The sequence below is a fragment of the Treponema denticola genome, assembly GCF_024181605.1.
Taxonomy (GTDB): Bacteria; Spirochaetota; Spirochaetia; order Treponematales; family Treponemataceae; genus Treponema_B; species Treponema_B denticola_B.
Window position 1 is genome coordinate 2,234,254 of sequence record NZ_CP054477.1, and the last position, 26,372, is coordinate 2,260,625.

The window sequence follows — 26,372 nt, forward strand, 5'->3', positions numbered from 1 at the left end:
CCGTTTCTCACAGGTGTTGCGAAACGGCGTAAAAAGTCAAATCGAAAATTGATATTTTCTCATTGACTTTTTATAGGAGACTTAAATGGATTGTCCTAGTTGTAAAGTATCATACGATGAAGAGGTTTTTACAGATAACTTGATGGTTTGTCCTCATTGTAATTGCCATTTACGCATAGAACCGAGGCAAAGGATTACCTATCTGACCGACGAAAATTCGTTTCAAGAACTGTATCCAAACCTCAAAACATGTAACCCCATCGAAATGGAAGGTTATGAAGAAAAGATTTCGGCTGCCGAAGAAAAGGCGGCCTTAAACGAAGCCGTTATTACAGGCTCTTGTAAGATTAAAGGAAGAGATGCCCTCTTAGCCCTCATGTCCTTTCACTTTATGGGAGGTTCTATGGGCTCCGTTGTAGGCGAAAAAATTTCGCGCCTTATGCTAAAGGGAGCTGCCGAAAGGATACCTGTAATTATCTATGCGACTTCAGGCGGAGCACGAATGCAGGAAGGGCTTTTTTCTTTAATGCAGATGGCCAAAACTTCAAGTGCGGCCGCCGAGTTGGATGAAAAAGGAGTTCCTCTTTTTATAATGCTATGCGACCCGACCACCGGAGGTGTTACGGCAAGTTTTGCAATGCTCGGCGATATAACGGCAGCGGAGCCGGGAGCCCTTATCGGCTTTGCGGGCCCCAGAGTTATCGAAGGCACTATCCGCCAGCAGCTGCCCGAAGGCTTTCAGAGGGCGGAATTTCAGTTGGAAAAGGGCTTTGTGGACTGTATAGTGCCGCGCCAAGAGCAAAGGCAGTTTTTTGCCCGCATGATTGACGCTCACAGCCTCGGCCTTAAAGAAGCCCCTAAAAAGAAAAAGACAGCAGGAGCGATAAACATTACGGCTTGAAATACAAGCCTCCATGTTTATCTTCGAGTTTGCCCAAGGGCAAACATCGTGTTATGGAGGAAATACATGAGCAATACGGATCAAACAAACTTGTTAAATAATTTAAAGGATATAGCCCAAAAGGCGGGGCTTGATATAAGCGAAGAGCTTGCAAAAATAAATGCAAAACTTGAAAGCTCAACAGCTCTTTCCAAAACGTGGGAAAGGGTAGAACTCGCCCGCCATAGCGACAGGCCCAGAACCTTGGACTACATCAATTTGATTTTTGATAATTTTACCGAGCTTCACGGCGACCGCTTTTTCGGCGATGACCCCGCCATGATAGGCGGAATAGGCTTTATCGACGGAAGGCCGGTTACGGTAATCGGCACCCAAAAGGGAAGAAACTTGCGCGAAACCATCGACAGGAACGGAGGTATGGCAAACCCTGAAGGCTACCGCAAAGCCATGCGCCTTGCAAAACAGGCCGAAAAGTTTAAAAGACCGATTATCACCTTTATCGACACTCAAGGAGCCTACCCCGGCCTTGGTGCCGAAGAAAGGGGGATAGGAGAGGCCATCGCCTTTAACTTGCGGGAATTCAGCCGTCTAAAAACTCCTGTCATCTGCATAATCATAGGCGAAGGAGGTTCCGGCGGAGCCCTCGGCATAGGAGTCGGAGACAAGATTTACATGCTTGAAAATGCCATCTTCTCGGTTATATCCCCGGAAGGATGCGCTTCAATCCTATTGAGAGATTCAAGCAGGGCAAAGGATGCAGCCGCCATGCTTAAAATTACCAGCCAAGAAGTTCTTGATCTAAAGGTAATCAACGGCATCATCCCCGAACCCGAAAAAGGAGCCCACACCGATCCCAAAAAAACCGCCGATGCTATAAAGGAGCAAATCTTAAAGGATTTAGACGACCTTACAAAACGCGACCCTGCCGTTTTAGTAAAATATCGAAGCAAAAAGATAAGAAGCATAGGAAAATATTCGGAATAAACCCTATAGTTCATTTTTTACATTTTATTAAAAAACCCGTATCGGATATTAGTTTCCAATACGGGTTTTATTGCAAGTAAGCCTATTTACTTGTTAATATAAATTACTTAGCCGCATTTTCAATCATTTCAATGTTTTCATCATTTGAAATAATCTCAAGAGCCTTCATAATGTCGTTATAAAGAATACGGTCTTCGGTAACCTTGGAGATATGCTTTCGAATAAGCTTCATCATCTCTCCTGTTCCCTTGCCGTATTTTTTGATGCCACGTAAATCGCAGGCTTGAGCAGCCGTAAGCCACTCAATAGCAAGAACATGGCGTACGTTTTTAACGATTTCGGTTATTTTTCGGGCAGCGGTTGTTCCCATACTTACGTGGTCCTCTTTGTTCCCCGATGAGGTAATAGAGTCAACGCTGGCAGGATGAGCCAATACCTTGTTTTCTGAAACAAGGGAGGCCGCCGTATATTGAGGAATCATAAAGCCTGAATTTACTCCGCCGTTTTCTATTAAGAAGGCGGGAAGACCTCCGTTTAATTGCGGGTTTACAAGACGCTCGATTCGGCGCTCGCTTATGTTTGCAAGCTCGCTGACGGCAATTCCCAAGAAGTCCATGGTAATAGCAATGGGCTGACCGTGGAAGTTTCCGCCTGAAATAACATCATTATTGTCGGGGAAGACGAGCGGATTATCGGTTACGGCATTGATTTCTACCTCTAAAACCTTGCGCACATAGGCGATAGCATCCGCACTTGCTCCATGAACCTGGGGAACACAGCGAAGGGTATAAGGGTCTTGCACATCGTTTTCTCTTGTATTGATAGAAGAACTGCCCTTTAACATTTTAAGGATAAAAGCTGCGGTATCAATCTGTCCCTTGTGAGGACGGGATTTATGGATTCTTGGGTCGAGGGCTGCGGTAATTCCCCTAAAGGCTTCAAATACCAAGGAGGCTCCCATATTTGCAGCCTTGAGAAGCTGCTCTGCGTCGTGTAGGGCTAAGGCTCCGATACCTGACATTACGGGGGTACCGTTAATTATACCGAGACCATCTTTTCCCGAAAGAACGACAGGCTTTAAACCGGCCTTTGCAAGAGCCGCCTTTCCTTCCATAAGCTTACCTTCATAATAAGCTTTTCCTTCTCCTATCATTACGAGGGCAATGTGAGCGAGGTTTGCCAAGTCGCCGCTTGCACCTAAAGAACCTTTTTCGGGTACATAAGGTGTTACACCCTTATTGAGCATATCTACAAGAATATCCGGTACTGCAGGAGTTACGCCGGAAAAACCGCTCGCATGAGTGTTAAGCCTTAAAAGCATTATAGCTCTAACTATGTCTTCGGGGAAAGGATTTCCGACACCGCAGGCATGGCTCAATATTAAGTTCCTCTGCAAAGCACCGTTTTGATCCTTGGTAATGGTTACAGTGGATAATTCTCCAAAGCCGGTCGAAATGCCGTAAGTAGGTTTACCGCTTTTTACGATATCATCTACAATCTTCTTTGAATCTTTGATTCTTTTTTTTGCATCTGCGGACAGCTTTACTTCAGCTCCATGACGGGCAACAGCTACAACGTCTTCTATTGTTAAACTACTGCCGGTTACTGTTACAGGTTTTACCTTCATTTTTTGCTCCTTATATTTTTATTTTGAATAAATATCATTTTAAAAGTTTAAATTCTGCAATTACAGGATGATGATCCGAAACCTCAAAATTTAAATCTGTAGTTTTTATTCCGACAATTTCAACATTGGGAGAACATATAAACCCATCTATTATCGTAGTGTAATTTTCTCCTTTAATGTAGGGCTTTTCCAAAAGACGAACCGTCGGCACTGAACTATCAAAGCCCCATTTCCATTCCTTGCCTATAAAATCTGCAGGTAAATATTCTATCCATTCAAGAAATTCCTCAGGTGTAGTATAAGGCATAAAGCGATTTTTTTCTATACCCGGAAAAAGAGAATTCCAATCTCCTCCGGCAATTACCCAGTGTCCATCATTATATAATTTTAAAGCAAGGTTTTGTAAAAATTCCATCTCCTGTTTTCTTAATACGCCGGCAGCATCATAGGCCGAAAGATGCAGGTTGATTATATAAAGATTTTTATCCGGAACATCGGTTTTAATTTCAGAAACCAGAAGACAGCGCTTTAAATTGACGGTTTTTAATGGCCATGAAAAGGCTCCGGGAAGCTGAAGCCTCTCCGCTTTTTGTATTCCATACTTACTTAAAGTAAAAACGCCGCTTTTTACTCTTCCCAAGGGGTTTAAAACTGGGGCAGGAACAATGACAGCATCATAGTTTGCTGCAAAAACGGAATCATAATCGGCAAAAAAATCGGATAAGGCTTTTTTTTGGTTTACATAAAAGCTGCGTCTTGATTTTACATCGATTTCTTGTAAAAGGTTAAAACTGCAATCTTCTTTTTTAAGTAAAGCTTTTACTCTTTCGAGATTATTTAATACAGCTTCCTTGCTTCGGGCTGTCACATTTTTTCCGCTGTCATAAAAAAAGTCGTTTTGAGCATCAAGTCCGCAATAACCTATGTTCCAGTTTAAGATCTTTAAAGCCTCATCAGTCTGTAAAATCGGTCTTTTTGCATTTACATTTATATCAGCTTTTTCAACAGCCTTAGGGCGATATTCTGCTATGGTAACAAAAAGGAAAAAAGAGGCTATTAAAAGAAGTAAAATCGCTAAGACCGTCAAAGGAAGAAAAAGAAACAATTTTCGTGCTCTCATTTTGAGTTCCACCTTATATTAAAATTATTCTCCGCATAAAAGATTATACTGTAAAAAACCAAATTATTCAATTACGGAAGTTACACATGCAAAAGGCTTTTCCCAAAGCAAAGGGGAATTTAAAAAATAAAATTTTTTTAAGAATAATAACCTTGAATTCTTGAAAAATATTGTGTATAATATGGGGATGACTATTTATACGGATTTACTACACTTGCTGCGTATGTTTTCTTTACGTAGAAACAGCGCTCTAGTGACATTACAACCTTTTCAAGACTATCTCCACCGCTATGCGCGGCATTTTTTACAGCAAAAACCGGAGTTAGCTGTCCATCTTGAAATTTCTCTCGAAACTCTTTTAAGTGAACTCAAAAAAATACAAGATGACGGGGATATAGAAATAACAACGGATAAGTCCAATACAACCATTATATTTGTTCCATACTACCATGTAGATAATATGTCCCGGCTCTATACTCATCTCGAACAGCATCCGGACATTCCTTTTCCGCTTTTATCCGATCTGCCTAAGAACTTCCCGGGAAAACTTTTAAAGGCAATAAGCGTTTCAGATGATCTGGCGGAGCTAAACCCCGAATCAAAGGAAAATTCTTTTTTATATGCTTTAAACTACAATGGAGATATTCCTGCCCTCATTTTCCCCGGCTCTTACAAGACCGAAAAACTCTTAAATTTAGCCTTAGATAAGATTAAACTTTTTTTATCAAAAGATGAAAGCAGGGATTATATGCAAAAAAGGCTTATGGTGGCCAATCCGGGTAAAGAATTTACGGTTAAGACCTTTATTGCAAAAACTATGGCACATAGTATTAACAGCTTTCAAAATGTTAAAGAATCCGGCGACAACTATATATTATGGGGCCAGTTATGCGCCTTTATAAAACAGGAATTTGCCAAAAAAAATGAAAAGCTGCCTGACGAAATGGCCTTATTACAGGCTGCCGGTATTCTGGAATATTTAAATAACTATTACAGAAATAAGGCTCAAAAAGACATTCAAACGGACACGGCTTTAAAAAATCTCCTTTTGGCTTTTCAGAAAGCGCCTTATTATTTTACAATGAAGCAAATAACACAATTTACCGATTCCAGAGGAGTTCCGTTGCTTGGGCAATACTCTGAGGAAACATTACAGAAGTTTATGAAGGAAAAAGCAAGTTCCTCGGAAAAGTATATAATTCCGGATATTCTTACCTTTGCAAATGCTTCAAATGATAGATTCTATTTGCTTACCGAAAAGGTTGTTCCTCTTTTGATATCCCTCATCAATGAAGCAAGAAAACCTGTTAGAGAACTATGTATAAAAAAATGGCATGAAATGTTAATTAATTTTGAACAAGATGACTCAATGAAAAACGACATGGCTTTCAATGAATTATTAAAAGAAATAACAGCTCATTCGGCACCGAATCTATACGGACTTTTAAATGCTTCGTTTATTTTATCAATCATTGCAGATCCCCGCTTAAATGAAATTCAAGCTATGGAAATAAACAGAATTTTCCCAACAGGTAAGCCCGCTGCATATAGCGAAATTTTAATGCTCAGCCGGCACGAGATTTTAAGCGATACAAAAATTCTTCTTCCTTTTTGGTATACTATTCCTATAATTTCTTCAATCATTGCATTTTTTAAAAGAAAGAAAAAAACACCTCAACCTGCACAGCCTGAAAAAAAAGAAACCGCCTATAAAAAGCCCAAACAAAGATTAAAGGACGCTGCAGAAAAAATAAGCGCTGAATTTATCCCTGAAGGAATGACACTGGATCGGACTTTGGAAAAAGCTTTGGATGAATGGAATCATACTTTAGGGCATCCTGCAAGAGAAAATCTGACAGAGGACGTAAATGCATTGATCAGAGATTATTTAAGAGGAATAAATAGAACTCTTTCCTTTTCCAGCTTTACTGCCGACAGAGTCAGAAGTCTGGCTAAAACTCTGATGGAGTCTCCAGGTCTTTTAAAAATAAAGGAACGAAAGGCCTTGCAAGACTATACAGAGCTATATATCATAAAATTAGTATCGCAGTATTCTTAATTTATGTTGAGTTTTATAACTACAACCAACACGATTTTTTTAAGCATACTCCTTCAAGCCATTCCTTTTATGCTGTTAGGGATAGTTATATCTTCAATCCTGCATGTTTTTATTTCGGGTAATTTTATCGTTAAAGTTTTTCCGAGCAGACACGGTCTTGGATTTTTAACGGCCGTATTCGGCGGACTTGTTTTTCCGGTATGTGAATGTGCCTCGGTGCCTGTTCTTTCAGGACTTATAAAAAAAGGGGTTATCATACCTATTGCGGTAACCTTTATGCTTGCAGCTCCTATTTTAAATCCCATTTCAATAATGGCCACCTTATATGCTTTTCCTGAATATCCGATGATTGCGGTATATAGGATAATCTTAGGTATAGTAACAGCCGCCTCAATCGGGATATTGCTTTTGTTCTATCCTAAAAATGAATATTTGAAGAAAGACATAGAAAACGATAACCATTGTTCTTGCGGCTGCAATTGCGAAGACTCTTGCAGCGCATCTCATAGTTTCGGCCAAAGATCCTTTATTGAAAATCTAAAAGAAATGTTCTTGCACAGCGGAGCGGAATTTTTTAATGTCGGTCCTTATTTTATATTGGGAGCATTATTTACTTCCCTAATAAGAGCCGGAGTGCCGAGTAATTTTTTTATAAAATTTAATGAATCCAATTCTTTGGGCGGAATCTTAATTATGATGCTTTTTGCCTTTATTTTTTCTGCATGTTCAACATCGGATGCCTTTATTGCCCGAAGCTTTTATGGACCTTTTTCACTCTTTTCAATTATGGGCTTCCTCGTATACGGCCCCATGATGGATATAAAAAACATCTCCATGCTTTTATCTATTTTTAAAAAACGGTTTGTAATAGAATTGACTATAATCATCACTATTATGAATATCATTTTTATAAGTACAATGAGTTTTCTAATCAAGATATGAAAAAAATATTTTTAAGTGTTTTTATTGAAAAAATTATACGTTCCTTATTGTTATTGATAGGGTCTTTTATTTTTATCTATGCAGTGGTCTCACAAAAAGCCCTGCTATATGTTCATATACGTCACATAGGTATAATTATTTTTTCGGCTATTGTATTTTTTATAATAAGTATTCTTACAATGAGAGATGCTTTTTATTTTCCATATCACACTCATTCAAAAAGAAAAAGTCCCCTGTACCTAGTAATTTTTTTACTGCCCATTTTGTTTGCGCTCCTTATTCCATACAAAGCGTTAACTTCAGACTCTCTTGCATTTAACGGCGATATTTTTTTATTTCAAAAGCAAAAAGAAGAAGCCGGTAACAATTTCAATTTTAGAGCGGGCAGGCTTTTGGAATTGGAAGACGGTTTTGTAGTTATGGATGATGATACCTTTGGGCGCTGGCTGCCTGAACTTTATCTTAATTTAGACTCATGGGTAAATAAGAAGATAAAAATCGAAGGCAGTGTTTGGAAAAATCCTGAAGTTTTAAGTGAAAACGAATTTGCCATAGGAAGAATGTTGATGGTTTGCTGTGCAGCCGATATGCAGCCGGCAGGTCTCATAGCTCAATGGTTTAAGGCCAATGAGCTGAAAGAAGATGATTGGGTCCGTGTTACAGGAACAATTTCAAAAACAGAATATGAAGGCAGTTTTGAACCTCTAATCATAGTTGATAGTATAGAATTTATTCCGCGCCCTGCCTTAGAATATGTCTATCCTTTTTAAAGAGTTTTCCGATAATCGTTTTATTTAAACCTCTTTAGACCAGTCCGTTTCTTTATCCATTTTGATTAAAACGGATTTTGTAATTTCTGCAACAGATTCTTTTGCATTAGCCTTTCTATTTTTAAAAATACATCTATGGGCAAGAACATAAGGAGCGATTATTTCAATATCCGTATCTTCAACCCAGTTTCGTCCATTAGAAAGAGCAATAGTTTTTGCAAGATGTAAAAATTGTAAAGAAGCTCTAGGAGAAGCGCCTAACTCAATGTCGGAATGTTCCCTTGTTTTATTACAAATATCTATTATAGCTTTTTGTAAGGCCTTGTGGCAGTAAACTCTTTCTTGCTCTTCACGAGATGTAATTATATCACCTATAGTTATAATGGGATAAAGTTTTGAAAGAGCCAGCACGCCGGGATTACCGTTAAGTATTTCAAGAGCAGACGCATCATCGGGATAACCTATAGAAATAGAAAGCATAAAGCGGTCAAGTTGAGCAGGAGGCAATGGATAGGTTCCTAATGTTTCCACAGGGTTTTGAGTGGCAGCCGTAAAAAAAGTATCCGGCAGTTTGTAAGTTTGTCTTCCAACAGTGACCTGTTTTTCTTCCATAACCTCAAGAAGAGCAGCTTGAACCTTGGGGGGAGTTCTATTTAATTCGTCGGCTAAAAAAATGTCACAAAAAACGGGACCCTTTATAAATTCAAAACTTTGAGTTTGAGCATTAAAAACATCAACACCGGTAATATCATATGGAAGTAAGTCCGGAGTACATTGAATCCTTTTAAACTCGGCAGTCTCTCCATAGTCTTTTTTTATTAATTTAGCTAAGGCTTTTACCATTGTTGTTTTTCCGACTCCGGGAACATCATCTATAAGGACATTGCCTCCGGTCAAAAACGCCGCAACAAAAAGACGAATAACATCATCTTTTCCTTTTACCACTAAACCGATATTTCTTATAAGTTCATCTACTATATCTTTTGTATTCATATCAAACAGTATAACCGAAAATATAATTTTGTCTATATCAAAAGGTTCTATAAATTGAAAGTAAAAATATCCTTTACAAAAATATTAACGGAATTTTTAAATCCGTTTTTATCTAACTTTTGAATTGGAAAACTTTTGCTGTAAAGAGTATATCCGTTTTTATCGGATAATTTAAAAGCAAGACTTTTATTGGAATATGTCAACTGAAGAGAGAATTTTGAATCGGCATCTTCTATAAAACGGGATGAGAGTATCAATTTTTTCATTTTTTTTGCACTGATTTTTATATTTTCAGTTTTATCTATCTCCACAGTTATTTTTACAGGTAATTTTATATCATATTCCAAAAAAACGGCAGGATTTAAATCAAAAAGGGATTCTAAATAAATATAATAGAGCTGTGAAGAATATTTTTTTGCAATTTTACTTCCCTGGGCATACAAGTCTGCAAGACTATGTTTTTCCCATTCCAAATCCATTTTTGAAATACCTTCATTGAGTAGTTTTAAATCGCCCTCCAGAATTGCCCGGTCTGCAAGATAGGCGCCGGCACTTTGCGGAATAAACATAGTTTCTATAGATTCGGCTTTTTTAAGATATTTTAAAGCTTTTTTTCCTTTCCCTTTAAAGGCATTATAATAGTAAGTGTTTGTATAAAGGTTATTTGTATTGCTGCTTAAATCTCCTGTACTGTTTTTCTTATATTCTTTTGCAACTTTTAAAGAGTATAATCTAAAAACAGCATCATAATATGTATATTTTAGTTTATAATTTATCTTATTGCTGAAATTTTTTATCCAATCTAAGAAGCCTGATTTTAATCTGGTTTTTTCAAAATTATATTTTCGTATGTATAAGGATTTTTTAATTTTATACAGATTAGTTTTAAATTCGTTTACACTCAGGCCATAATTTGAAATCCAGGCTTCACTGGTGTTTTGAAGTTGGTTTAAAATATATTGTTCGGCCTTTTCAATATGACCCGTTTTCAAATATAGATTTATAATACTTAAGGCCGAAAGGGGAGTGTCATCATCAGCGTAAGCTGAAAGATATACAGATAAAGCCTGTGAAAAATTATTTCTCCTTTCTTCAAGTTCACCCACCATCATATAACCTGAACTACGCTCTCTCATGTCTAAAGAGGCCTTTGCATCCTCTATTGCATTATCAAATTGGTAAAATTGACTTTCTAAAATAGCCTTATTATAATAATAAATGGAGCCCGAATATGTTCTATTAACTTGTTCAGCTCCCTTTATTGCCCTTGTATAAAACTCTTTGGATTTTTCGTAATCAAACATTTCATTGTATAAGGTGCCCAAAGAATTATAAACCGATAAGTCCTCGCCATAGCGCTTTATATTATCCAACAAAAAACGTATTCCTTCCTCAGGCCTATGACATTTAAAACATAGCCAGCCGTAGTTGGAAGCAGCAAAGCGGTCATAAGGGATAAGACGTAAATAATTTTTAATATACATCAAGGCATCTTCATATTTATTTAATGAAGATGCACAACCGGAAATATAAAATAAGATACTACTGTTTTCAGGATTAATTTCCAACCCTTTCTTTAATATTTTATATGCAGGTTTATATAACTCTTTATTATGATAAATTTCTCCTAATTTTAAAAATAAACTGTCATTTTGAGGATATTTCTTTATTCCATCCTGTAAAAGAGTTAGAGCCATCTCCCAATTTTCAGCTTCCACGGCCTTTTCGGCCTCAACAACAATACTTTCCGCATTCTCTGCAAATACAAAACACGAGATTAGACAAAAAGCCAGTAAAACAATTATTTTTTTTGTTTTATTTTTTAAAAGATTTTTGGCAGCCTTTGCATCATCGATTGTACATTCCGGTGCAAATTTCGCTTTTTGAATTAGAGTATTCATTTCTATTTTCTCTTCAGTGCTCCGTTTTCTTTTTTTAAATAACTTACCGGCTGTAATCACAACTCTTCTATTATTCTTAGAAAATTTTAATACAAGATGAGGCCGAGCCTTGTAAATTACAAGTATTATAATTAAAAAAAGAATTATAATAAATCTCAAAAAAGATATGTTATCTTTAAAAAATTGTTTTATATAAGTACTTATGTTTGAAACGTCATCTTCCCTTTCGGTAATTTCCGTAATTTTTATTTCGCTGCGTTTTTCAAGAATCTCACTTAAAAGAGAATTAAATTCCTCTCCTCCAGCATTCATACCAAAGTTAATATTTTCTCCTTCTGCAAGCTGAGAAGTCGTAGGATCGAAACTAACCCAGCCTATGTACGGAAAAAAAACTTCAACCCATGCATGAGCCATGTTTGCCCGTACCGGATAATAATTCATAACTTCAGATTCGGGCTGAACAAAAAATCCTACCGCTACTCGGGATGGAATGCCTATGCTTCTAAGCATAAGAGCATAAGAAAATGCAAAATAAGTGCAATAACCTTTTTTTGTTTCGGTTAGAAAATACTTTAACTGGTTACCGTCAGGAGCTTTGCCCGGTTTTAACGAATAATGGTAATCTCCATCCGTAAAATAAAATTGAAGAGCTAAAATTTTATCCAAATAATCCGGAATATTTTCGGTTATCTTTTCTGCCGCTTGATGCACAAGTTTAAAACTTTCATCATCAATTTTTGTATAAAAATCCAAATCTTCTTTTGACATTCCCTCATCTTCATCTCCTGATGGAAACGTCTCGCCGTAAAGATCCGATGCAAAATCAAATATTGCATCGCTGAAAACCTTATATCCTCCGTTAAATTTTGAACTATCCCAAATCTCATAAGGAATTACCTGCGTTGGATAATCCATAGCTATAAAGGAAGACGGTGATAGATTTACAAAAAAATATTCTTGTGCAACTTTTTCACGCATAGAAAAGGCTCTATGCAAAATATCTTTTTGGCCCTTAGGCAGAGAAGTAATTTGTGCCTTTTCGGATGGAGCTTTTTTTTCATAGAAGCCTTTTGCAGAATCCCAGCCTGAAAGATACATCCTCCTCAACATATTGTGAGAAAAATCATTATCAAAATGAGCAACCAAAATAAGATCATCACTCATTTTAATTTCACTTTGCAATTTTAAATAATCGGAAAAATCAAATCTAAAAAGAGTAGGCTGCAATAAACCTCCATGATTAATCGATGAGGCTTCATTATAGTTTTTTAGTACAAAGGTCATTATAAAAGCAAAAAACGATAAAAAAAGCAGAAAAAATATAAAGACTTTTTTTTCAAAATTAAAAGATAAAAAAAGACGGATTATTTCTATTGTAGAAAAGCTAAGAGAAAATAAAACCGCATATATGGGGTGTTCAAAAACGGACATCGAAAAATTTCCTTGAGTCCAAAACAGAAGAGCAAAAATATTAAAAAAAACTATAGGTTCATAACGGCGGTATTTTTCGTTTTTGTAAAAATAAATAGTAGAAGTAGAAATAAAAACAGTTTGTAATATCAAAAATGGAATGATAATTCCCAAACGTAAATATAAAATATCGAAAAGTTCTACTGAAATAATTTTAAACAAAAATAAAAGCAAAAACAAAAAAATAATCAAACTTAAACATATCAAAATAATAGATGCCGATAGTTTTATCTGTTTTTTTTGGAACCGATAACACAAAAAAATTATAATTACAGCCCAGACAGGAAGAATAAAATGAGGCAAAATTTCAAACAAATATAATGAAGGAATAATACTCAGCATTAACAATGAGAGTATACGTAAAAGAAAATTAAGCTTATATCGAGTAAGCATAAAAACCTCCATTCTTCAATTCGTGTTTTAGAATTTCAATTTTTTCGTTCATTTCTTTTGACAAGCGGTTATATTTTTTTTGAGACGAAGTATAAAATAAAAAAGAATTTAAAATATTTTTAGGTCCGGTAATTATACTTTCCAATCCGGTATAAAAAACACATTCATTTTTATAATCTGAAAAGATTCCAAAAAGTTTATCTTCAATTTTCTTACTCGATTGTATAGGCATAAAAAAATAGAGCAAGCAAGTTTTTTTGTTTTCCTCATCAATAAAAAAATTCTTTTTTAATTTAGGCTCAAGTTTATTCGATTTTTTTAGAATACTAATTTGCGGAATAGAAAAAAATCTTTTTATCAATTCTTCCGCATTTCTATCATCCGAATAAACACTTCCGGTTTCATAAGAGTTTTTTTCGTTATCATAAAAGCGGATATTAAAACTTATTCCTTTTTGATGTAAGTAAAAAGCTATCGACGTACTCAAATTAATAAACTCATCGAATTTCTTTTTGTAAAATGCAATATCTTTCTCTACAATCGGACTTTCAACATATATTGTAAAAAAAATCTTCGGAGGAGGAACAAAATCTCCTTGCTTTATACTAAGTTCTTGAGTGTGAGCATACAGCTTCCAATTAATTTTTCTTATATCATCACCCGGAAAATAAGGACGGGAATCATAAAGCTCATCAGTACGCCTCAAGTTTATAGTATGAGCTGATGTTTCATTTAAAATTTCGGGAAGCTCAAAACTTTTTATTTCGGTCAATATCGGATAAATAAAAAGTTGAGGTATGGATTTCTCATTTTTTAACAATCGAAATGAAAAAAATCCTGCAAGATCGGAAATCTCGATATACTCTTTTTCCAAAAAAAATCTGCCTCGTTCTTCCTTTGGCAGAGGAAAATTTGCAGCGGTTCTTTTAAGTTTAATATTAAATTTTAGACTTCTGCTTTTTTTATTTTTTAAATCCGACAAAAACTCAAAACCGTAAAATACAAGAACTCCGGGCAAAACAATTGGAAAAAGTTTTTTCCCCTTTCGGACTCTTGAGGGTAGAATGGAAATATTTTCATTTTTTAATTCTAGTAATAAATCCGTTTTTTTCCATAACAATACGGAAACACTAACAAGAATTAAGGAAAGCACAACATAAAGGCATAAGCAAACGCCGCAAACAATTGCAAACAATTCGCCTCGAATAGCGGCTCCCGTCAACAAGAGAATTGAAAATATAATATAAATAGTTCCGGAAACCGTAAACTTAAAAACCTTCATCAACGGCATAATATCATTTTTAAAAGAAAGAATCAATCAACAACCCCGACACAAAGCATCGGGGTACAGTGCTCAATGTTTCGCACTGTATGTTCTCATAAGGTGGTTGCAGTCGGCTTTAATACCCTTTGTTACGACGCAGAGCATCGGGGTATTAAAGCCTCCGCACGAATAAAAAAAGCCAGGCAGCATCCTACTTTCCCACTTGATCAGCAGTATCATCGGCGTAAGAGAGCTTGACTTCCGTGTTCGGGATGGGAACGGGTATTACCTCTCCACTATGGCCACCTGGCAATAAAAAACAAATTAAGGACTTAAAACTCTATTTCAAGTTTTAAGTGTACTAAAAAAGAGAATGAAGAAGAAAGTTAATCTTTATTTATGTATAGAAAAAAGAAACAATAATATGGTCAAGCCTCACGACTTATTAGTATTGGTCGGCTGAACACATTACTGTGCTTAAACCTCCAACCTATCAACCTTGTAGTGTGCAAGGAGTCTTTAGGAGGGTTAAACCCTCAGGGATACGTAGTCTTGAGGCGGGCTTCCCACTTAGATGCCTTCAGCGGTTATCCCTTCCGAACTTAGCTACCCGGCAATTACCCTTGGCAGGATAACCGGTACACCAGAGGTTCGTCCATTTCGGTCCTCTCGTACTAAAAACAGCTCCTCTCACGTATCCAACGCCCATAGCAGATAGGGACCGAACTGTCTCGCGACGTTCTGAACCCAGCTCACGTACCGCTTTAATTGGCGAACAGCCAAACCCTTGGGACCTGCTTCAGCCCCAGGATGCGATGAGCCGACATCGAGGTGCCAAACATTCCCGTCGATGTGAACTCTTGGGGAATATCAGCCTGTTATCCCCGGAGTACCTTTTATCCGTTAAGTGACGGCGCTTCCACTCGCTACCGCCAGATCATTAAGACCTACTTTCGTATCTGCTTGAGCTGTCACTCTCGCAGTTAAGCCTCCTTGTGCCTTTACACTCGCTGCGCCGATTTCCAACCGGCGTGAGGAGACCTTCGCGCACCTCCGTTACTCTTTAGGAGGCGACCGCCCCAGTCAAACCGCCTGCCTATCACTGTCCCTATCCCGGTTTCACGGGACAGGTTAGAAACCTGATTTATCAAGGGTGGTATTTCACTTTTCGGCTCCACCCAACCTAACGGTCAAGCTTCATAGCCTCCCACCTATTCTACACATGATAAACCAAGTCCCAATAATAAGTTGCGGTGAAGGTTCACGGGGTCTTTCCGTCTAACTATGGGTAACCGGCTTCTTTACCGGTATATAAATTTCACCGAGTCTCGCGTTGAGACAGTGCCCAGAATCGTTACACCATTCGTGCGGGTCGGAACTTACCCGACAAGGAATTTCGCTACCTTAGGACCGTTATAGTTACGGCCGCCGTTTACCGGGGCTTCAATTCAAAGCTTCACATTGCTGTTAACCTCTCCTCTTAACCTTCCGGCACCGGGCAGGTGTCACCACCTATACGTCCCATTGCTGGTTCGCAGATGGCTGTGTTTTTGATAAACAGTCGCCTGGGCCTGCTTTCTGCCACCCCCTCATCTTTAAAAAAAAGGAGGTCACACTTTTTCCGAAGTTACGTGTGCATTTTGCCGAATTCCTTAACGCGAGTTCTCTCGAGCGCCTTAGATTTCTCATCCCATCTACCTGTGTCGGTTTACGGTACGGTCTTTTATAACCTTAACCTTAGACAGTATTTCCCGGCACCTTGATTACGCCCGCTTCGCTCCACCGTAGTTTCACTCGCTGTCGCAGCTTACCTTGGACGACGGATTTGCCTATCATCCTTTATAACGGCTCGCTTACTTTGACCGGCATCCGTTAGCCGGCCGGGTTTCACCTCATGCGTCCTGCCATCGAAATTATAAAAGGTATCGGAATATGAACCGATTTCCCATCGACTACGACCTTCGTCCTCGCCTTAGGGGCCGACTTACCCTGGGAAGATTACCTTTACCCAGGAAACCTTAGATTTTCGGCGGGGAGGGATCTCACCTCCCTTTTCGTTACTTATACCTGCATTCTCTCTTCCATCTCCTCCAGCACCTCTCGCGAGTATGCCTTCATCAGTTAATGGAATGCTCCCCTACCGCCTTATGCTCAAAAATGCATAAGACCCGTAGCTTCGGTATACTGCTTAGCCCCGTTACATTATCTGCGCATGGACACTCGACCAGTGAGCTGTTACGCACTCTTTAAAGGAATTGCTGCTTCTAAGCCAACCTCCTGGCTGTCTTTGTATCCACACTTCATTTCACACTCAAGCAGTATTTGGGGACCTTAGCTGACGGTCTGGGCTGTTTCCCTTTTGACTTGCGAACCTTAGCGCACGCAGTCTCACTCCCATACGTTGATTATCGGCATTCAGAGTTTAACTGGGTTTGGTAGGCTTTGACGCCCCCTAGTCCAACTAGTGCTTTACCTCCGATAATTTTGTATGAGGCTGTCCCTAAAGGCATTTCGGGGAGAACCAGCTATTTCCGGGTTTGATTAGCCTTTCACTCCTAGTCACAAGTCATCCATACCTTTTTTAACAGATTATAGTTCGGTCCTCCACAAGGTTTTACCCTTGCTTCAACCTGCTCATGACTAGATCACTCCGGCTTCGGGTCTACGACATGCAACTATTCGCCCTATTAAGACTCGGTTTCCCTTAGGCTCCGGAACTTCTATTCCTTAACCTCGCTGCATATCGTAACTCGCAGGCTCATTCTACAAAAGGCACGCTACCACCCTTAAAAGGGCTGTAACATCTTGTTGGTTTACGGTTTCAGGTTCTATTTCACTCCCCTTACTGGGGTTCTTTTCACCTTTCCCTCACGGTACTTGTTCACTATCGGTAGCTAAGTAGTATTTAGCCTTGGATCGTGGTCGACCCGGCTTCCGACAGGGTTTCTCGTGCCCCGCCGTACTCAGGTACTGCATCAACAAGTCCGATTTATTTCGCTTACGGGGGTTTCACCCTCTGCGCCAGGCTTTCCCAAAACCTTTCTGCTATAAATCGAATTTGTAACTTGTCGGTCCTACGCCGATGCAGCCCTTCAACTCCCTTTAAAGGGTTTAGGCTCCTCCAATTTCGCTCGCCGCTACTTTCGGAATCTCACTTGATTTCTTTTCCTTGAGTTACTTAGATGGTTCAGTTCACTCAGTATCGCTTTACCTCTCTATTTTATTCAAGAGCGTAATGTTAGTATCACTACTAACGGGTTACCCCATTCGGCTATTTCCGTATCACAGGATGTGTGCTCCTACACGGAACTTTTCGCAGCTTACCACGGCCTTCTTCGCCTCTTAGCTCCATAGGCATTCGCCATAAACCTATTCTCGCTTGACCATATTATTGTCCCTTCTTTCTTTTATCTTTCGCTAAAATAAAAAGAAGTTTTGTATTTTTAGTTTTCTTTTACACTGTAATGTTTTAACCACTACAGCGTCTTCATTCCCTTCCCTAGTTATGTCAAATATCTGTTCGCCTTTTCTTAGCAATTGGGCGAATAAAAACCTTGTCGTTAAACAAGGTATTTATGGAGATAAGGGGATTCGAACCCCTGACCTACGGCTTGCAAAGCCGCCGCTCTAGCCAGCTGAGCTATATCCCCTCAGTTGCTTTATAAAAAAAGAGTTTCAGGAAAGAACGAAAAGGAAGTATCGATTTGTCTTGTGTACTTCAAGACTAATATACATTGTATATTTTGTAGAAGGTTAAACAACCTTCAAATTACCCTTTCTCTTAGAAAGGAGGTGATCCAGCCGCACCTTCCGGTACGGCTACCTTGTTACGACTTCACCCTCCTTACCAAACGTACCTTCGGCACCGTCCTCCCTTACGGGTTAGACTAGCGACTTCGGGTACCCTCGACTCGGATGGTGTGACGGGCGGTGTGTACAAGGCCCAGGAACGTATTCACCGCACCGTGCTGATGTGCGATTACTAGCGATTCCAACTTCATGAAGTCGAGTTTCAGACTTCAATCCGGACTACGATTGCTTTTTTGCGTTTTGCTTGACCTCGCGGTGTCGCTTCGATTTGTAGCAACCATTGTAGCACGTGTGTAGCCCTGGACGTAAGGGCCATGATGACTTGACGTCATCCCCACCTTCCTCCGATTTGTCATCGGCAGTTCCGCCAGAGTCCTCAGCTTTACCTGTTAGTAACTGGCAGTAGGGGTTGCGCTCGTTGCGGGACTTAACCCAACACCTCACGGCACGAGCTGACGACAGCCATGCAGCACCTGTCAAGAGCCGTATTGCTACGCTGCCATATCTCTATGTCATTGCTCTTGATGTCAAACCCAGGTAAGGTTTCTCGCGTATCATCGAATTAAACCACATGCTCCACCGCTTGTGTGGGCCCCCGTCAATTCCTTTGAGTTTCACCCTTGCGGGCATACTTCCCAGGCGGTACACTTAATGCGTTTGCGTCGGCACCGAAGCTCTTGCCCCGACACCTAGTGTACATCGTTTACTGTGCGGACTACCAGGGTATCTAATCCTGTTTGCTCCCCGCACCTTCGTATATCAGCGTCAATCATCGGCCAGAAACCCGCCTTCGCCACCGGTGTTCTTCCAAATATCTACAGATTCCACCCCTACACTTGGAATTCCGGTTTCCCCTCCGTGATTCAAGTCAAGCAGTACCCAATGCAGTTTACGAGTTGAGCTCGTAGATTTCACACCAGGCTTACCTAACCGCCTACATACCCTTTACGCCCAATAATTCCGAACAACGCTCGCCCCTTACGTGTTACCGCGGCTGCTGGCACGTAATTAGCCGGGGCTTATTCGCATGATTACCGTCATCTCACAGGCATTCCCTCCTATGTTTATTCTTCATCTGCAAAAGAATTTTACAACCTTTCGGCCTTCTTCATTCACACGGCGTCGCTCCGTCAGACTTTCGTCCATTGCGGAAGATTCTTAGCTGCTGCCTCCCGTAGGAGTTTGGGCCGTATCTCAGTCCCAATGTGTCCGTTCACCCTCTCAGGCCGGATACCCATCGTTGCCTTGGTGAGCCTTTACCTCACCAACTAGCTAATGGGACGCGGGCCCATCCTAAAGCGGAGCCGTAGCTCCTTTCCTCATTTACCTTTATGTAAATGAGCACATTCGGTATTATCTAATATTTCTACTAGCTATCCCCATCTTCAGGGCAGGTCACCCACGCGTTACTCACCAGTCCGCCACTCTAGGGGAGAGCAAGCTCTCCCTTACCGTTCGACTTGCATGCTTAAGACGCGCCGCCAGCGTTCGTTCTGAGCCAGGATCAAACTCTCCATCATTATTATTTCAAGCCGCCCTTAAAGAGCGGTTGATTTCTAATTTTAGTTTGTCCCTTATGTTTAAGGAATTTGGTAAAGGTTAATCAGCTTAACCCTTACCGGTTTTTGATACTTTCCTTACCAAAAGCTTTACGCTTTGGCTATTTTTGTTCTTTCCCTTCCCTCTTAATTTCAAATATCATCCGCTAAAAACCAGTAAAAGTTGTATAGCGAGCAAAAGTGAGTATACAGTATTTTCTCACTTTTTGTCAAGTGCTTTTTAAAAGTTTTTTTATTTTTTTTAACATTTTTTGCAGCTTTTAAACTGCCAAACTTAAGAAGCCTTGTCTTCATCAAAACTGCAAGACTTGCAAAACTTTTCTAACGTTTTCTTTGCTTTTCTAGGCACACCGTCTTAGCTGACGGTGAGAGCGAATATACCCCTTTCTCAAACTTTTGTCAAGGGGGTTTTGCAAGGTTATTACAAGTTTTCTGCCGATAAACTCTCCATTTTCCCGACCTTTTTTTGCTGTATTGCTTACCTTCCTTCGCCCTACTTAACATCCTTTTACATTTATGATATTATTCCCTTTACTTATGGAAAAAAATAGCAATAAAATATCAAAAGAAGTTTTTTCGACACTTTTGTATCTTTCCCGCCTTTCTTTAGGTGAACAGGAAGAAGCCCGCTTATCGGGACAGGTAAATAACTTGGTCGGTTATTTTGAAATCTTGGATAAATTTGCGGACAGCAGTTTGGATTCTTCGATGTATGCAAAACACAGTGAAACAGACTTACGCTCCTCTGAAATAAAAGAAGGCCTTGCTCAAAGCGACCTTAAAAAAATGACTTCGGAATATATGGATAATTATTTTAGGGTTCCGAAGGTTTTGGGCTCAGGGGCTTAAGGAGATAAAATTTCATGATAACTGATTTGACATTTACACAGCTGCGTGACAAATTAAAAAATAAAGAATTTTCTTCCCTTCAAATTCTTAAAGCATTTAAAGATGAGTATGAAAAAGATTTAAAGCATCCTCTCCCATTAAACGGATTTATAGAATTTTTTGAAGATGCAGAAGAACATGCAAAAAAGGCGGATGAGCTTATAGCTCAAGGCGTTTCCTTTGATGAAAAGCCTCTTTTGGGCCTGCCCATTGCAGTAAAAGACAATATCTCAATGGCAGGAAAGCTTTGCACATGCTGCAGCCGCTCATTACAAGGCTACTATGCTCCATACAATGCAACGGTAATAGACCGCTTATTGGAAGCGGGAGCCGTTTTAATGGGAAGAATAAATATGGACGAACTCGCTATGGGTTCTTCAACCGAATTTTCATGCTACGGCCCGTCAAGGAATCCCGTTGACAGGGCTAGAACTCCGGGCGGCAGCTCAGGAGGTTCGGCAGCCGTAGTTGCAGGAAATCAAGCTCCCTTTTCTTTAGGAACTGAAACGGGAGGCTCGGTTCGTCTTCCGGCTTCTTATTGCGGAATTTACGGTCTTAAACCGACTTATGGACTTTTTAGCAGGTACGGGGTAGTCGCCTTCAGCTCTTCCCTTGACCAAGTCGGCCTTTTCGGAAAAGAAGCCGCCGATATAGCCCTCGGTCTCGCCGTTATGGCAGGAAAGGACGAAAAGGATGAAACTTCGGAAGAAGCCGATTTTTCTTCATTATTAAAACTATCTGCCTACTCAAAAGAAGAAATAGCCTCATTAAAGATTGCAATCCCCAAAGAATTCTTAAATACCCAAGGCTTAGATCCGGAAGTAAAACAGGTCTTTGACGAACTCTGTGCTTGGCTTACCAAAAACGGAGCAAAACTTGAAGAAGTTTCCATACCTGTTTTGGAGGCATCCATTCCGACATATTATACACTTGCAATCTCGGAAGCAGCAAGCAATCTTTCCCGCATAGACGGAATAAGATTCGGGCTCCGCAAAGATACCGGCAAGGGAAATGACGAGCTTTATATCCAAACAAGAAGCGAAGGCTTCGGCCCCGAAGTTAAAAGACGGATTATAACCGGCAACTATGTTCTTTCAAAAGAATTTTCAGGAGACTGTTACGAAAAAAGCTTGAACGTAAGGGCAAAAATAGCTCAGGGAGTAAATGAGGTTTTACAAAAATACGACTTTATAATCTGCCCTACGGCTCCGGCCCCGGCCTTTAAGCTTAACGAAAAAGTAGACGATCCTATCGCTATGTACCTTTCGGACCTTTTTACAACCTTTGTAAACCTTGCCCGTATTCCGTCCCTTTCGGTTCCGGCAGGAAAAACAAAGGCAGGTCTTCCGGTAGGCATTCAGTTTTGCGGAAAGAAATTTTCTGAAGACCGTATCTTAAAACTTGCAAAGGCCTGGGAGGAACAAAATGCTTAAACACGGCAATTTAGAATACGAAATAATTATAGGCTGCGAAATACACTGCCAGCTTTTAACAAAGACAAAGGCTTTTTGTTCTTGCGAAAACCGTTACGGCGGAATTCCAAACACGAGGGTCTGCCCCTGCTGTCTGGGTCTGCCCGGAGCTCTTCCCAGAGTAAGCAAGGAATATGTAGAATTCGGAATTAAGGCCGGACACGCCCTCGGCTGCCGGATAAATAATTTTTCCAAATTCGACAGAAAGCATTATTTTTATCCCGACCTTGTAAAGGGCTATCAGATAACTCAATTTTACACACCTCTATGCGAAGAAGGTGAAGTCGAGGTGAACCTTGCTTCTCAAAATGAAGAACCGAAATTCAAAAAGATAAGAATTGAGAGAATCCATTTGGAAGAAGATGTAGGCAAAAGTCTTCACATAGAAGGCTCGCACAGTTATATTGACTTTAACCGCTCAGGCGTTCCTCTAATAGAAATTGTTTCAAAGCCGGATATGTCTACGCCCGATGAGGCTGCGAAATATATGCAGACAATCAGAGAGATTTTAAAATTTATCGGCGTTACCGACGGAAACATGGAAGAAGGAGCCCTGCGCTGCGATGCAAATGTCAATCTAAAAATCATCGACAACGGTGTAGAATTTAGAACTCCTATTTCCGAAATAAAAAATATGAACTCCTTTAAGGCTGTAAAGGATGCCTGCACCTATGAGGTTTCCCGTCAACTGGAAGAATACAACAGCAAAGACCGCATCGCTTTTAAGACGGGCTTTAAACGCACCATGGGCTGGGACGAACCTTCGGGGCAGACCGTAGTACAGCGTACAAAAACAATAGCGGAAGATTACCGCTTTATGCCCGAACCGGATTTAAGAGCCTTGGAGTTGAGCGATAAGTTTATCAAAGAGGTAAGTGATTCGGTCGGAGAATTACCGGAAGCAAAACGGCTCCGTTTTAAAAAAGAATATCACTTGTCGGAATTTGATGTTCAAACCCTGACCTCTGAAAGAGAGCTGGCGGAATGGTTTGAAGAGGCGGCTAAAAAATCTTCTTCTCCTAAAAAATGTGCCAACTGGATATTGGCGGAAGTTCTGGCTGTTTTAAACGAAACAAACTCTTCTCTTTCGGATTTAAAATTCGGACCTGAAGCTATAGCCGAGCTTGTAAATGTTATTGAAGAAGGAAAGATAACAAGCAAGCAGGCCAAAGATGTTTTTGCCGAGATGATAGCTTGCGGTAAAAAGCCTTCTGCCGTAATAGCCGAAAAAGGCATGGAACAGGTAAGCGATTCTTCCTTTATCGAAAAAATTGTAGAAGAAGTTTTTGCCGAAAATGCCGAGGCCGTTCAAGATTGGAAAAACGGAAAAACCAATGTTGCAGGCTGGCTTATGGGACAGGTTATGAAAAAATCAGGCGGCAAGGCCAACCCGAAACAAGCAGCTGACCTTGTGAATAAAAGACTGACAGAGTAAGCTTTTCAAACAATTACGGTGTCTTTCCCTCTTTAATTTCTGCTGCGGTGGGCGAGCTTACCTGCATCAACCGTATTACGGTGCTATTGGTACCGCCGCCTATGGTTAGTGTTGCCTTGTTCCCGGTTACGCTAAGGGGAAAAGAAATCCCCGTCTACTGTCAGAATACCGTTTGCAATATTTTCTATGGATAATCCTATATCAAGTAAGTTCTTTGCCGTTTTCAGTTTTGCTTGATGTGAGCCTTCAGTCCCGGCCTTCACATACCATACAGCATGTAATTGTATCTTTACCAAAAAACCGGTATAATCAAGACATAGCGAATTTGTTTAATTTTTCTGGAGGTAAAGATGAGTGTTCATATAGCTGCAAAACAAGGAGAAATTGCCGATAAAATTCTTCTACCGGGAGATCCTTTGAGAGCGGAATTTGTTGCAAACAATTTTTTGGAAAATCCTCAATGTTATAACAAGGTTAGAGGTATGTTGGGCTTTACGGGAACCTACAAGGGCGTAAGGGTTTCGGTTCAGGGAACCGGAATGGGGCAGCCTTCTTTTTCAATCTATGCAAATGAGCTGTTTAACGAGTACGGCGTACAAAGGGCGATCCGTATCGGAACGGCCGGAGCCTTGCAAAAGGATATGGGCCTGCGGGATGTAGTTTTAGCTATGTCGGCCTCTACTGATTCTGGTATCAACACGCACCGCTTTAGGGGCTGCCATTATGCGCCCACCGCAGATTGGAACTTGCTGAAAAATGCCTATGACCATGCTCAAAAAATGGGTATTAAACCCTTAGTAGGCTCGATTGCCAGCTCTGATGTTTTTTATGATGACCTTGAAACATGGAAGATGTGGGCTGCTTACGGAGTTTTGGCTGTCGAGATGGAAGCTGCAGAGCTTTATACTCTGGCTGCAAAGTATAAGCGCCAAGCGCTTGCCGTTCTTACCATTTCGGATAATATAGTCACTCACGAGCAGACTAGTGCCGAAGAGCGGCAAACTACCTTTAAAACCATGATGGAAATTGCCTTAGAGGCAATAATAGCTTAACCGCTCTAAAGTTTTAAACTGCAACCACCTCAGTAACTTCGGGGAACATGTCCTTAAGCTGTTCTTCAACGCCCATTTTAAGAGTGTAGATAGCCATAGGACATGAGCCGCAGGCTCCCTTTAACTTAACATAAACTTTTCCGGCTTCATCAACCGAATCAAGCTCTATATCTCCGCCGTCTGCCTGTAAATAAGGCCTTACCAAGGCTATGCCTTTTTCGACTTCTTCTTTAACCAACATAATGACCTCCGATTATCTTATTAAATATTTTTAGTTACCAAATAGTTAAAACTCATAGCCGATGCTCATTTTTATAAAATGATTGTTTTGGTATCGGCCTAATTTACCGCTTTTTTTGCCGCCGAAAAAGCCGAGGCCTAGATCGAAGTCGATTGTGCCTATCAGCCATGAAAGTTCGGGGTTTATTATAAAATCCGCATCTTCTATTCCTACAAGAGCATTTAGCTTCCATTCAAGGGAGCCTCGTACCAAGGTTTGAGAGATGGAGAAAAGGAGGCGGGTATAGGTTATCGGGCTTCCTTTTTCCGTGTCGAGGCTGAGTTCATCTTGATTTATTCCAGAATTTAAAAGTCTTACGGTTTCGGCAGCTTGAAGTCTTAAGTTTATATTTTTAGGAAGATCGTATAAAAGGCCTAAATTCCATGCAAGGTTCGGGTTGTATATATCGGGATTGTTTCCTTTTAAGTCAGCGGTTATGTTTGCGGCAAGTTCGGCCTGTACTGTAAACTGTCCGAACATTGCCTCATAATCTGCCCCGATTTGATGATAGCGGTTGTATGTAAGTTCTGCCTTATCGAAGACTTGTGTAAATTCCGCTTCGGTGGGAGCGGAAGGTTTATGGGCCGATTTAAAATTAGGCTCATGTAAAAAGCCCGTAAAATACTGAAAGCCTAGATCGTGTTTACCGCCGATTGTCAGGCTATAACGCAAGCCTCCTTGGGAATAGTCAAATGTGTTTGTCTTTTGGTCTTTTAAAAAAAGTTTTTTCTTTGCTTCAAACAAGGCTTTATTTTCAGAAGAAGGTAGAGCTTGCTCAATGTTTGCAAATGTGTTTTTTTCCCATCGCCCGTCGAGCGCAAATTCATCGGCTTCAAAAACCGGAAGATATACAAACTCAAGCTTCATTTCTTTGGGCAGATAGGCCGAAAGAAAAAAAACCGGAGAAGCTTTTTTAATTTTTTCGGGATAGAATTCGTAAGGCTTGCTGTAGTCCTTGGGGTTTACAATATCCAAAACACTTAAAAAATTAGCTCTTCCCCAGTTTATTTTTTTGATTCCTCCGCCAAAAACTACAGGGCCGGTAAGGGCTTGTACATAGGCTTCGTCAATCCATGCAGGAAAAAGAGGATTGGGAAAGAATTCGGCTGTTTCGCCCATTCCTATTGCAAGAGTCTTGGCGTTTAAATTTACCGAGGCATAGGCTTCGGCAAGGGGCGACTTTGCTTCTAAATGGAGATGCCCCCAAAGAGGGAAGGGCGGTTTAAAGTTTTCAGGTTTTTTAAGGGCATCAAAGAAAACCTCCGTGCCCGTATAAAAAGCACCGCCGAAATCTATGCTGAATACACTTGATTCCGTTCCGCTTTCTTCATTATCAAAACCGAAATCTCCTAAGCTGTCATCTTCGCTAAAAATCAATGAACTTATAGAAAGGATAAAAACTAACATAAAGAAAGACTTTTTCATATTGTAAAATACCTTATAGGAGACCTT

General features: G+C 40.0%; 17 protein-coding genes, 1 tRNA gene and 3 rRNA genes. 9 read left to right on the forward strand and 12 right to left on the reverse strand.

Going from position 1 to position 26,372, the window contains the following annotated elements:
- Nucleotides 1-85 precede the first annotated feature (85 nt).
- Together accD and E4N80_RS10600 are read left to right on the forward strand one after the other, a co-directional pair.
- Complete coding sequence (gene accD, locus E4N80_RS10595; protein WP_253699184.1) at nt 86-901, forward strand: acetyl-CoA carboxylase, carboxyltransferase subunit beta; 816 nt, start codon at nt 86-88, stop codon at nt 899-901.
- A 66-nt stretch (nt 902-967) separates the two neighbouring features.
- Nucleotides 968-1,885 carry an acetyl-CoA carboxylase carboxyltransferase subunit alpha gene (locus E4N80_RS10600; RefSeq protein WP_253699185.1) on the forward strand — a complete coding sequence of 306 codons (918 nt, stop codon included), beginning with the start codon at nt 968-970 and terminating at the stop codon, nt 1,883-1,885.
- 103 nt (nt 1,886-1,988) lie between these two features.
- On the opposite strand, the gene hutH is transcribed toward E4N80_RS10600, so the two are convergent.
- Together hutH and E4N80_RS10610 are read right to left on the reverse strand one after the other, a co-directional pair.
- Nucleotides 1,989-3,512, reverse strand: coding sequence for a histidine ammonia-lyase (gene hutH / locus E4N80_RS10605; RefSeq protein WP_253699186.1), 1,524 nt, complete (start codon nt 3,510-3,512; stop codon nt 1,989-1,991).
- Nucleotides 3,513-3,546: 34 nt separating this feature from the next.
- Nucleotides 3,547-4,632, reverse strand: coding sequence for an endonuclease/exonuclease/phosphatase family protein (locus E4N80_RS10610; RefSeq protein ID WP_253699187.1), 1,086 nt, complete (start codon nt 4,630-4,632; stop codon nt 3,547-3,549).
- A gap of 181 nt (nt 4,633-4,813) precedes the next feature.
- Between E4N80_RS10610 and E4N80_RS10615 the strand changes: the two genes are divergently transcribed.
- From E4N80_RS10615 to E4N80_RS10625, 3 genes are read left to right on the forward strand one after another with little or no spacing between them, the layout of a single operon-like run.
- On the forward strand, nt 4,814-6,691 hold the full coding sequence (locus tag E4N80_RS10615) for a hypothetical protein (RefSeq protein ID WP_366797302.1): 1,878 nt from the start codon (nt 4,814-4,816) through the stop codon (nt 6,689-6,691).
- 3 nt (nt 6,692-6,694) lie between these two features.
- Nucleotides 6,695-7,633 carry a permease gene (locus tag E4N80_RS10620; protein WP_253699189.1) on the forward strand — a complete coding sequence of 313 codons (939 nt, stop codon included), beginning with the start codon at nt 6,695-6,697 and terminating at the stop codon, nt 7,631-7,633.
- On the forward strand, nt 7,630-8,403 hold the full coding sequence (locus tag E4N80_RS10625) for a TIGR03943 family putative permease subunit (RefSeq protein WP_253699190.1): 774 nt from the start codon (nt 7,630-7,632) through the stop codon (nt 8,401-8,403). Before E4N80_RS10620 ends, E4N80_RS10625 begins: the two co-directional genes overlap by 4 nt.
- Nucleotides 8,404-8,427: 24 nt before the next feature.
- Here E4N80_RS10625 and E4N80_RS10630 read toward each other — a convergent pair whose 3' ends face one another.
- From E4N80_RS10630 to E4N80_RS10660, 7 genes are all read right to left on the reverse strand, one after another.
- Entirely contained in the window at nt 8,428-9,396 is a 969-nt protein-coding gene (locus E4N80_RS10630) for an AAA family ATPase (RefSeq protein ID WP_253699191.1), read from the reverse strand.
- Between the two features lie 47 nt (nt 9,397-9,443).
- Nucleotides 9,444-13,160 (reverse strand): transglutaminase domain-containing protein, encoded by a 3,717-nt coding sequence (locus E4N80_RS10635; protein ID WP_366796944.1) that lies wholly within the window; start codon nt 13,158-13,160, stop codon nt 9,444-9,446.
- Nucleotides 13,144-14,442 (reverse strand): DUF58 domain-containing protein, encoded by a 1,299-nt coding sequence (locus E4N80_RS10640; RefSeq protein ID WP_253699193.1) that lies wholly within the window; start codon nt 14,440-14,442, stop codon nt 13,144-13,146. Before E4N80_RS10640 ends, E4N80_RS10635 begins: the two co-directional genes overlap by 17 nt.
- A gap of 180 nt (nt 14,443-14,622) precedes the next feature.
- Nucleotides 14,623-14,734, reverse strand: a 5S ribosomal RNA gene (rrf, locus tag E4N80_RS10645).
- 114 nt (nt 14,735-14,848) lie between these two features.
- Nucleotides 14,849-17,809 (reverse strand): 23S ribosomal RNA (locus E4N80_RS10650).
- Nucleotides 17,810-18,000: 191 nt separating this feature from the next.
- Nucleotides 18,001-18,074: transfer RNA gene (locus E4N80_RS10655), tRNA-Ala, on the reverse strand.
- A gap of 135 nt (nt 18,075-18,209) precedes the next feature.
- Nucleotides 18,210-19,754, reverse strand: a 16S ribosomal RNA gene (locus E4N80_RS10660).
- Together the 16S, 23S and 5S rRNA genes with 1 tRNA gene alongside form the textbook arrangement of a ribosomal RNA operon.
- A 576-nt stretch (nt 19,755-20,330) precedes the next feature.
- On the opposite strand from E4N80_RS10660, the gene gatC reads away from it, so the two are divergent.
- Genes gatC through gatB form a run of 3 tightly spaced genes read left to right on the forward strand, consistent with a single transcriptional unit; the run spans nt 20,331 to nt 23,588 of the window.
- Nucleotides 20,331-20,642: an Asp-tRNA(Asn)/Glu-tRNA(Gln) amidotransferase subunit GatC gene (gene gatC / locus E4N80_RS10665; protein WP_002685350.1), complete on the forward strand. Its 312-nt coding sequence runs from the start codon at nt 20,331-20,333 to the stop codon at nt 20,640-20,642.
- Between the two features lie 14 nt (nt 20,643-20,656).
- Nucleotides 20,657-22,114 carry an Asp-tRNA(Asn)/Glu-tRNA(Gln) amidotransferase subunit GatA gene (gatA, locus tag E4N80_RS10670; RefSeq protein ID WP_253699194.1) on the forward strand — a complete coding sequence of 486 codons (1,458 nt, stop codon included), beginning with the start codon at nt 20,657-20,659 and terminating at the stop codon, nt 22,112-22,114.
- Nucleotides 22,107-23,588 carry an Asp-tRNA(Asn)/Glu-tRNA(Gln) amidotransferase subunit GatB gene (gatB, locus tag E4N80_RS10675; protein ID WP_253699195.1) on the forward strand — a complete coding sequence of 494 codons (1,482 nt, stop codon included), beginning with the start codon at nt 22,107-22,109 and terminating at the stop codon, nt 23,586-23,588. Before gatA ends, gatB begins: the two co-directional genes overlap by 8 nt.
- Nucleotides 23,589-23,719: 131 nt before the next feature.
- On the opposite strand, the gene E4N80_RS10680 is transcribed toward gatB, so the two are convergent.
- A complete protein-coding gene (locus E4N80_RS10680; RefSeq protein WP_253699196.1) occupies nt 23,720-23,884 on the reverse strand; it encodes a hypothetical protein in 165 nt (54 codons plus the stop codon).
- Nucleotides 23,885-23,938: 54 nt separating this feature from the next.
- Here E4N80_RS10680 and deoD point away from each other — a divergent pair, with 54 nt between their 5' ends.
- A complete protein-coding gene (deoD, locus tag E4N80_RS10685; protein WP_253699197.1) occupies nt 23,939-24,640 on the forward strand; it encodes a purine-nucleoside phosphorylase in 702 nt (233 codons plus the stop codon).
- 13 nt (nt 24,641-24,653) lie between these two features.
- Here deoD and E4N80_RS10690 read toward each other — a convergent pair whose 3' ends face one another.
- Both E4N80_RS10690 and E4N80_RS10695 read right to left on the reverse strand, forming a co-directional pair.
- Nucleotides 24,654-24,881 (reverse strand): NifU family protein, encoded by a 228-nt coding sequence (locus E4N80_RS10690; protein ID WP_253699198.1) that lies wholly within the window; start codon nt 24,879-24,881, stop codon nt 24,654-24,656.
- Between the two features lie 45 nt (nt 24,882-24,926).
- Nucleotides 24,927-26,345 (reverse strand): hypothetical protein, encoded by a 1,419-nt coding sequence (locus tag E4N80_RS10695; RefSeq protein WP_366796947.1) that lies wholly within the window; start codon nt 26,343-26,345, stop codon nt 24,927-24,929.
- Nucleotides 26,346-26,372 lie beyond the last annotated feature (27 nt).

Coding starts and splice junctions, on each gene's coding strand:
- accD (WP_253699184.1), top strand. CDS start 86: ATGGATTGTCCTAGTTGTAAAGTATCATACGATGAAGAGGTTTTTACA.
- E4N80_RS10600 (WP_253699185.1), top strand. CDS start 968: ATGAGCAATACGGATCAAACAAACTTGTTAAATAATTTAAAGGATATA.
- hutH (WP_253699186.1), bottom strand. CDS start 3,512: ATGAAGGTAAAACCTGTAACAGTAACCGGCAGTAGTTTAACAATAGAA.
- E4N80_RS10610 (WP_253699187.1), bottom strand. CDS start 4,632: ATGAGAGCACGAAAATTGTTTCTTTTTCTTCCTTTGACGGTCTTAGCG.
- E4N80_RS10615 (WP_366797302.1), top strand. CDS start 4,814: ATGGGGATGACTATTTATACGGATTTACTACACTTGCTGCGTATGTTT.
- E4N80_RS10620 (WP_253699189.1), top strand. CDS start 6,695: ATGTTGAGTTTTATAACTACAACCAACACGATTTTTTTAAGCATACTC.
- E4N80_RS10625 (WP_253699190.1), top strand. CDS start 7,630: ATGAAAAAAATATTTTTAAGTGTTTTTATTGAAAAAATTATACGTTCC.
- E4N80_RS10630 (WP_253699191.1), bottom strand. CDS start 9,396: ATGAATACAAAAGATATAGTAGATGAACTTATAAGAAATATCGGTTTA.
- E4N80_RS10635 (WP_366796944.1), bottom strand. CDS start 13,160: ATGCTTACTCGATATAAGCTTAATTTTCTTTTACGTATACTCTCATTG.
- E4N80_RS10640 (WP_253699193.1), bottom strand. CDS start 14,442: ATGAAGGTTTTTAAGTTTACGGTTTCCGGAACTATTTATATTATATTT.
- gatC (WP_002685350.1), top strand. CDS start 20,331: ATGGAAAAAAATAGCAATAAAATATCAAAAGAAGTTTTTTCGACACTT.
- gatA (WP_253699194.1), top strand. CDS start 20,657: ATGATAACTGATTTGACATTTACACAGCTGCGTGACAAATTAAAAAAT.
- gatB (WP_253699195.1), top strand. CDS start 22,107: ATGCTTAAACACGGCAATTTAGAATACGAAATAATTATAGGCTGCGAA.
- deoD (WP_253699197.1), top strand. CDS start 23,939: ATGAGTGTTCATATAGCTGCAAAACAAGGAGAAATTGCCGATAAAATT.
- E4N80_RS10690 (WP_253699198.1), bottom strand. CDS start 24,881: ATGTTGGTTAAAGAAGAAGTCGAAAAAGGCATAGCCTTGGTAAGGCCT.
- E4N80_RS10695 (WP_366796947.1), bottom strand. CDS start 26,345: ATGAAAAAGTCTTTCTTTATGTTAGTTTTTATCCTTTCTATAAGTTCA.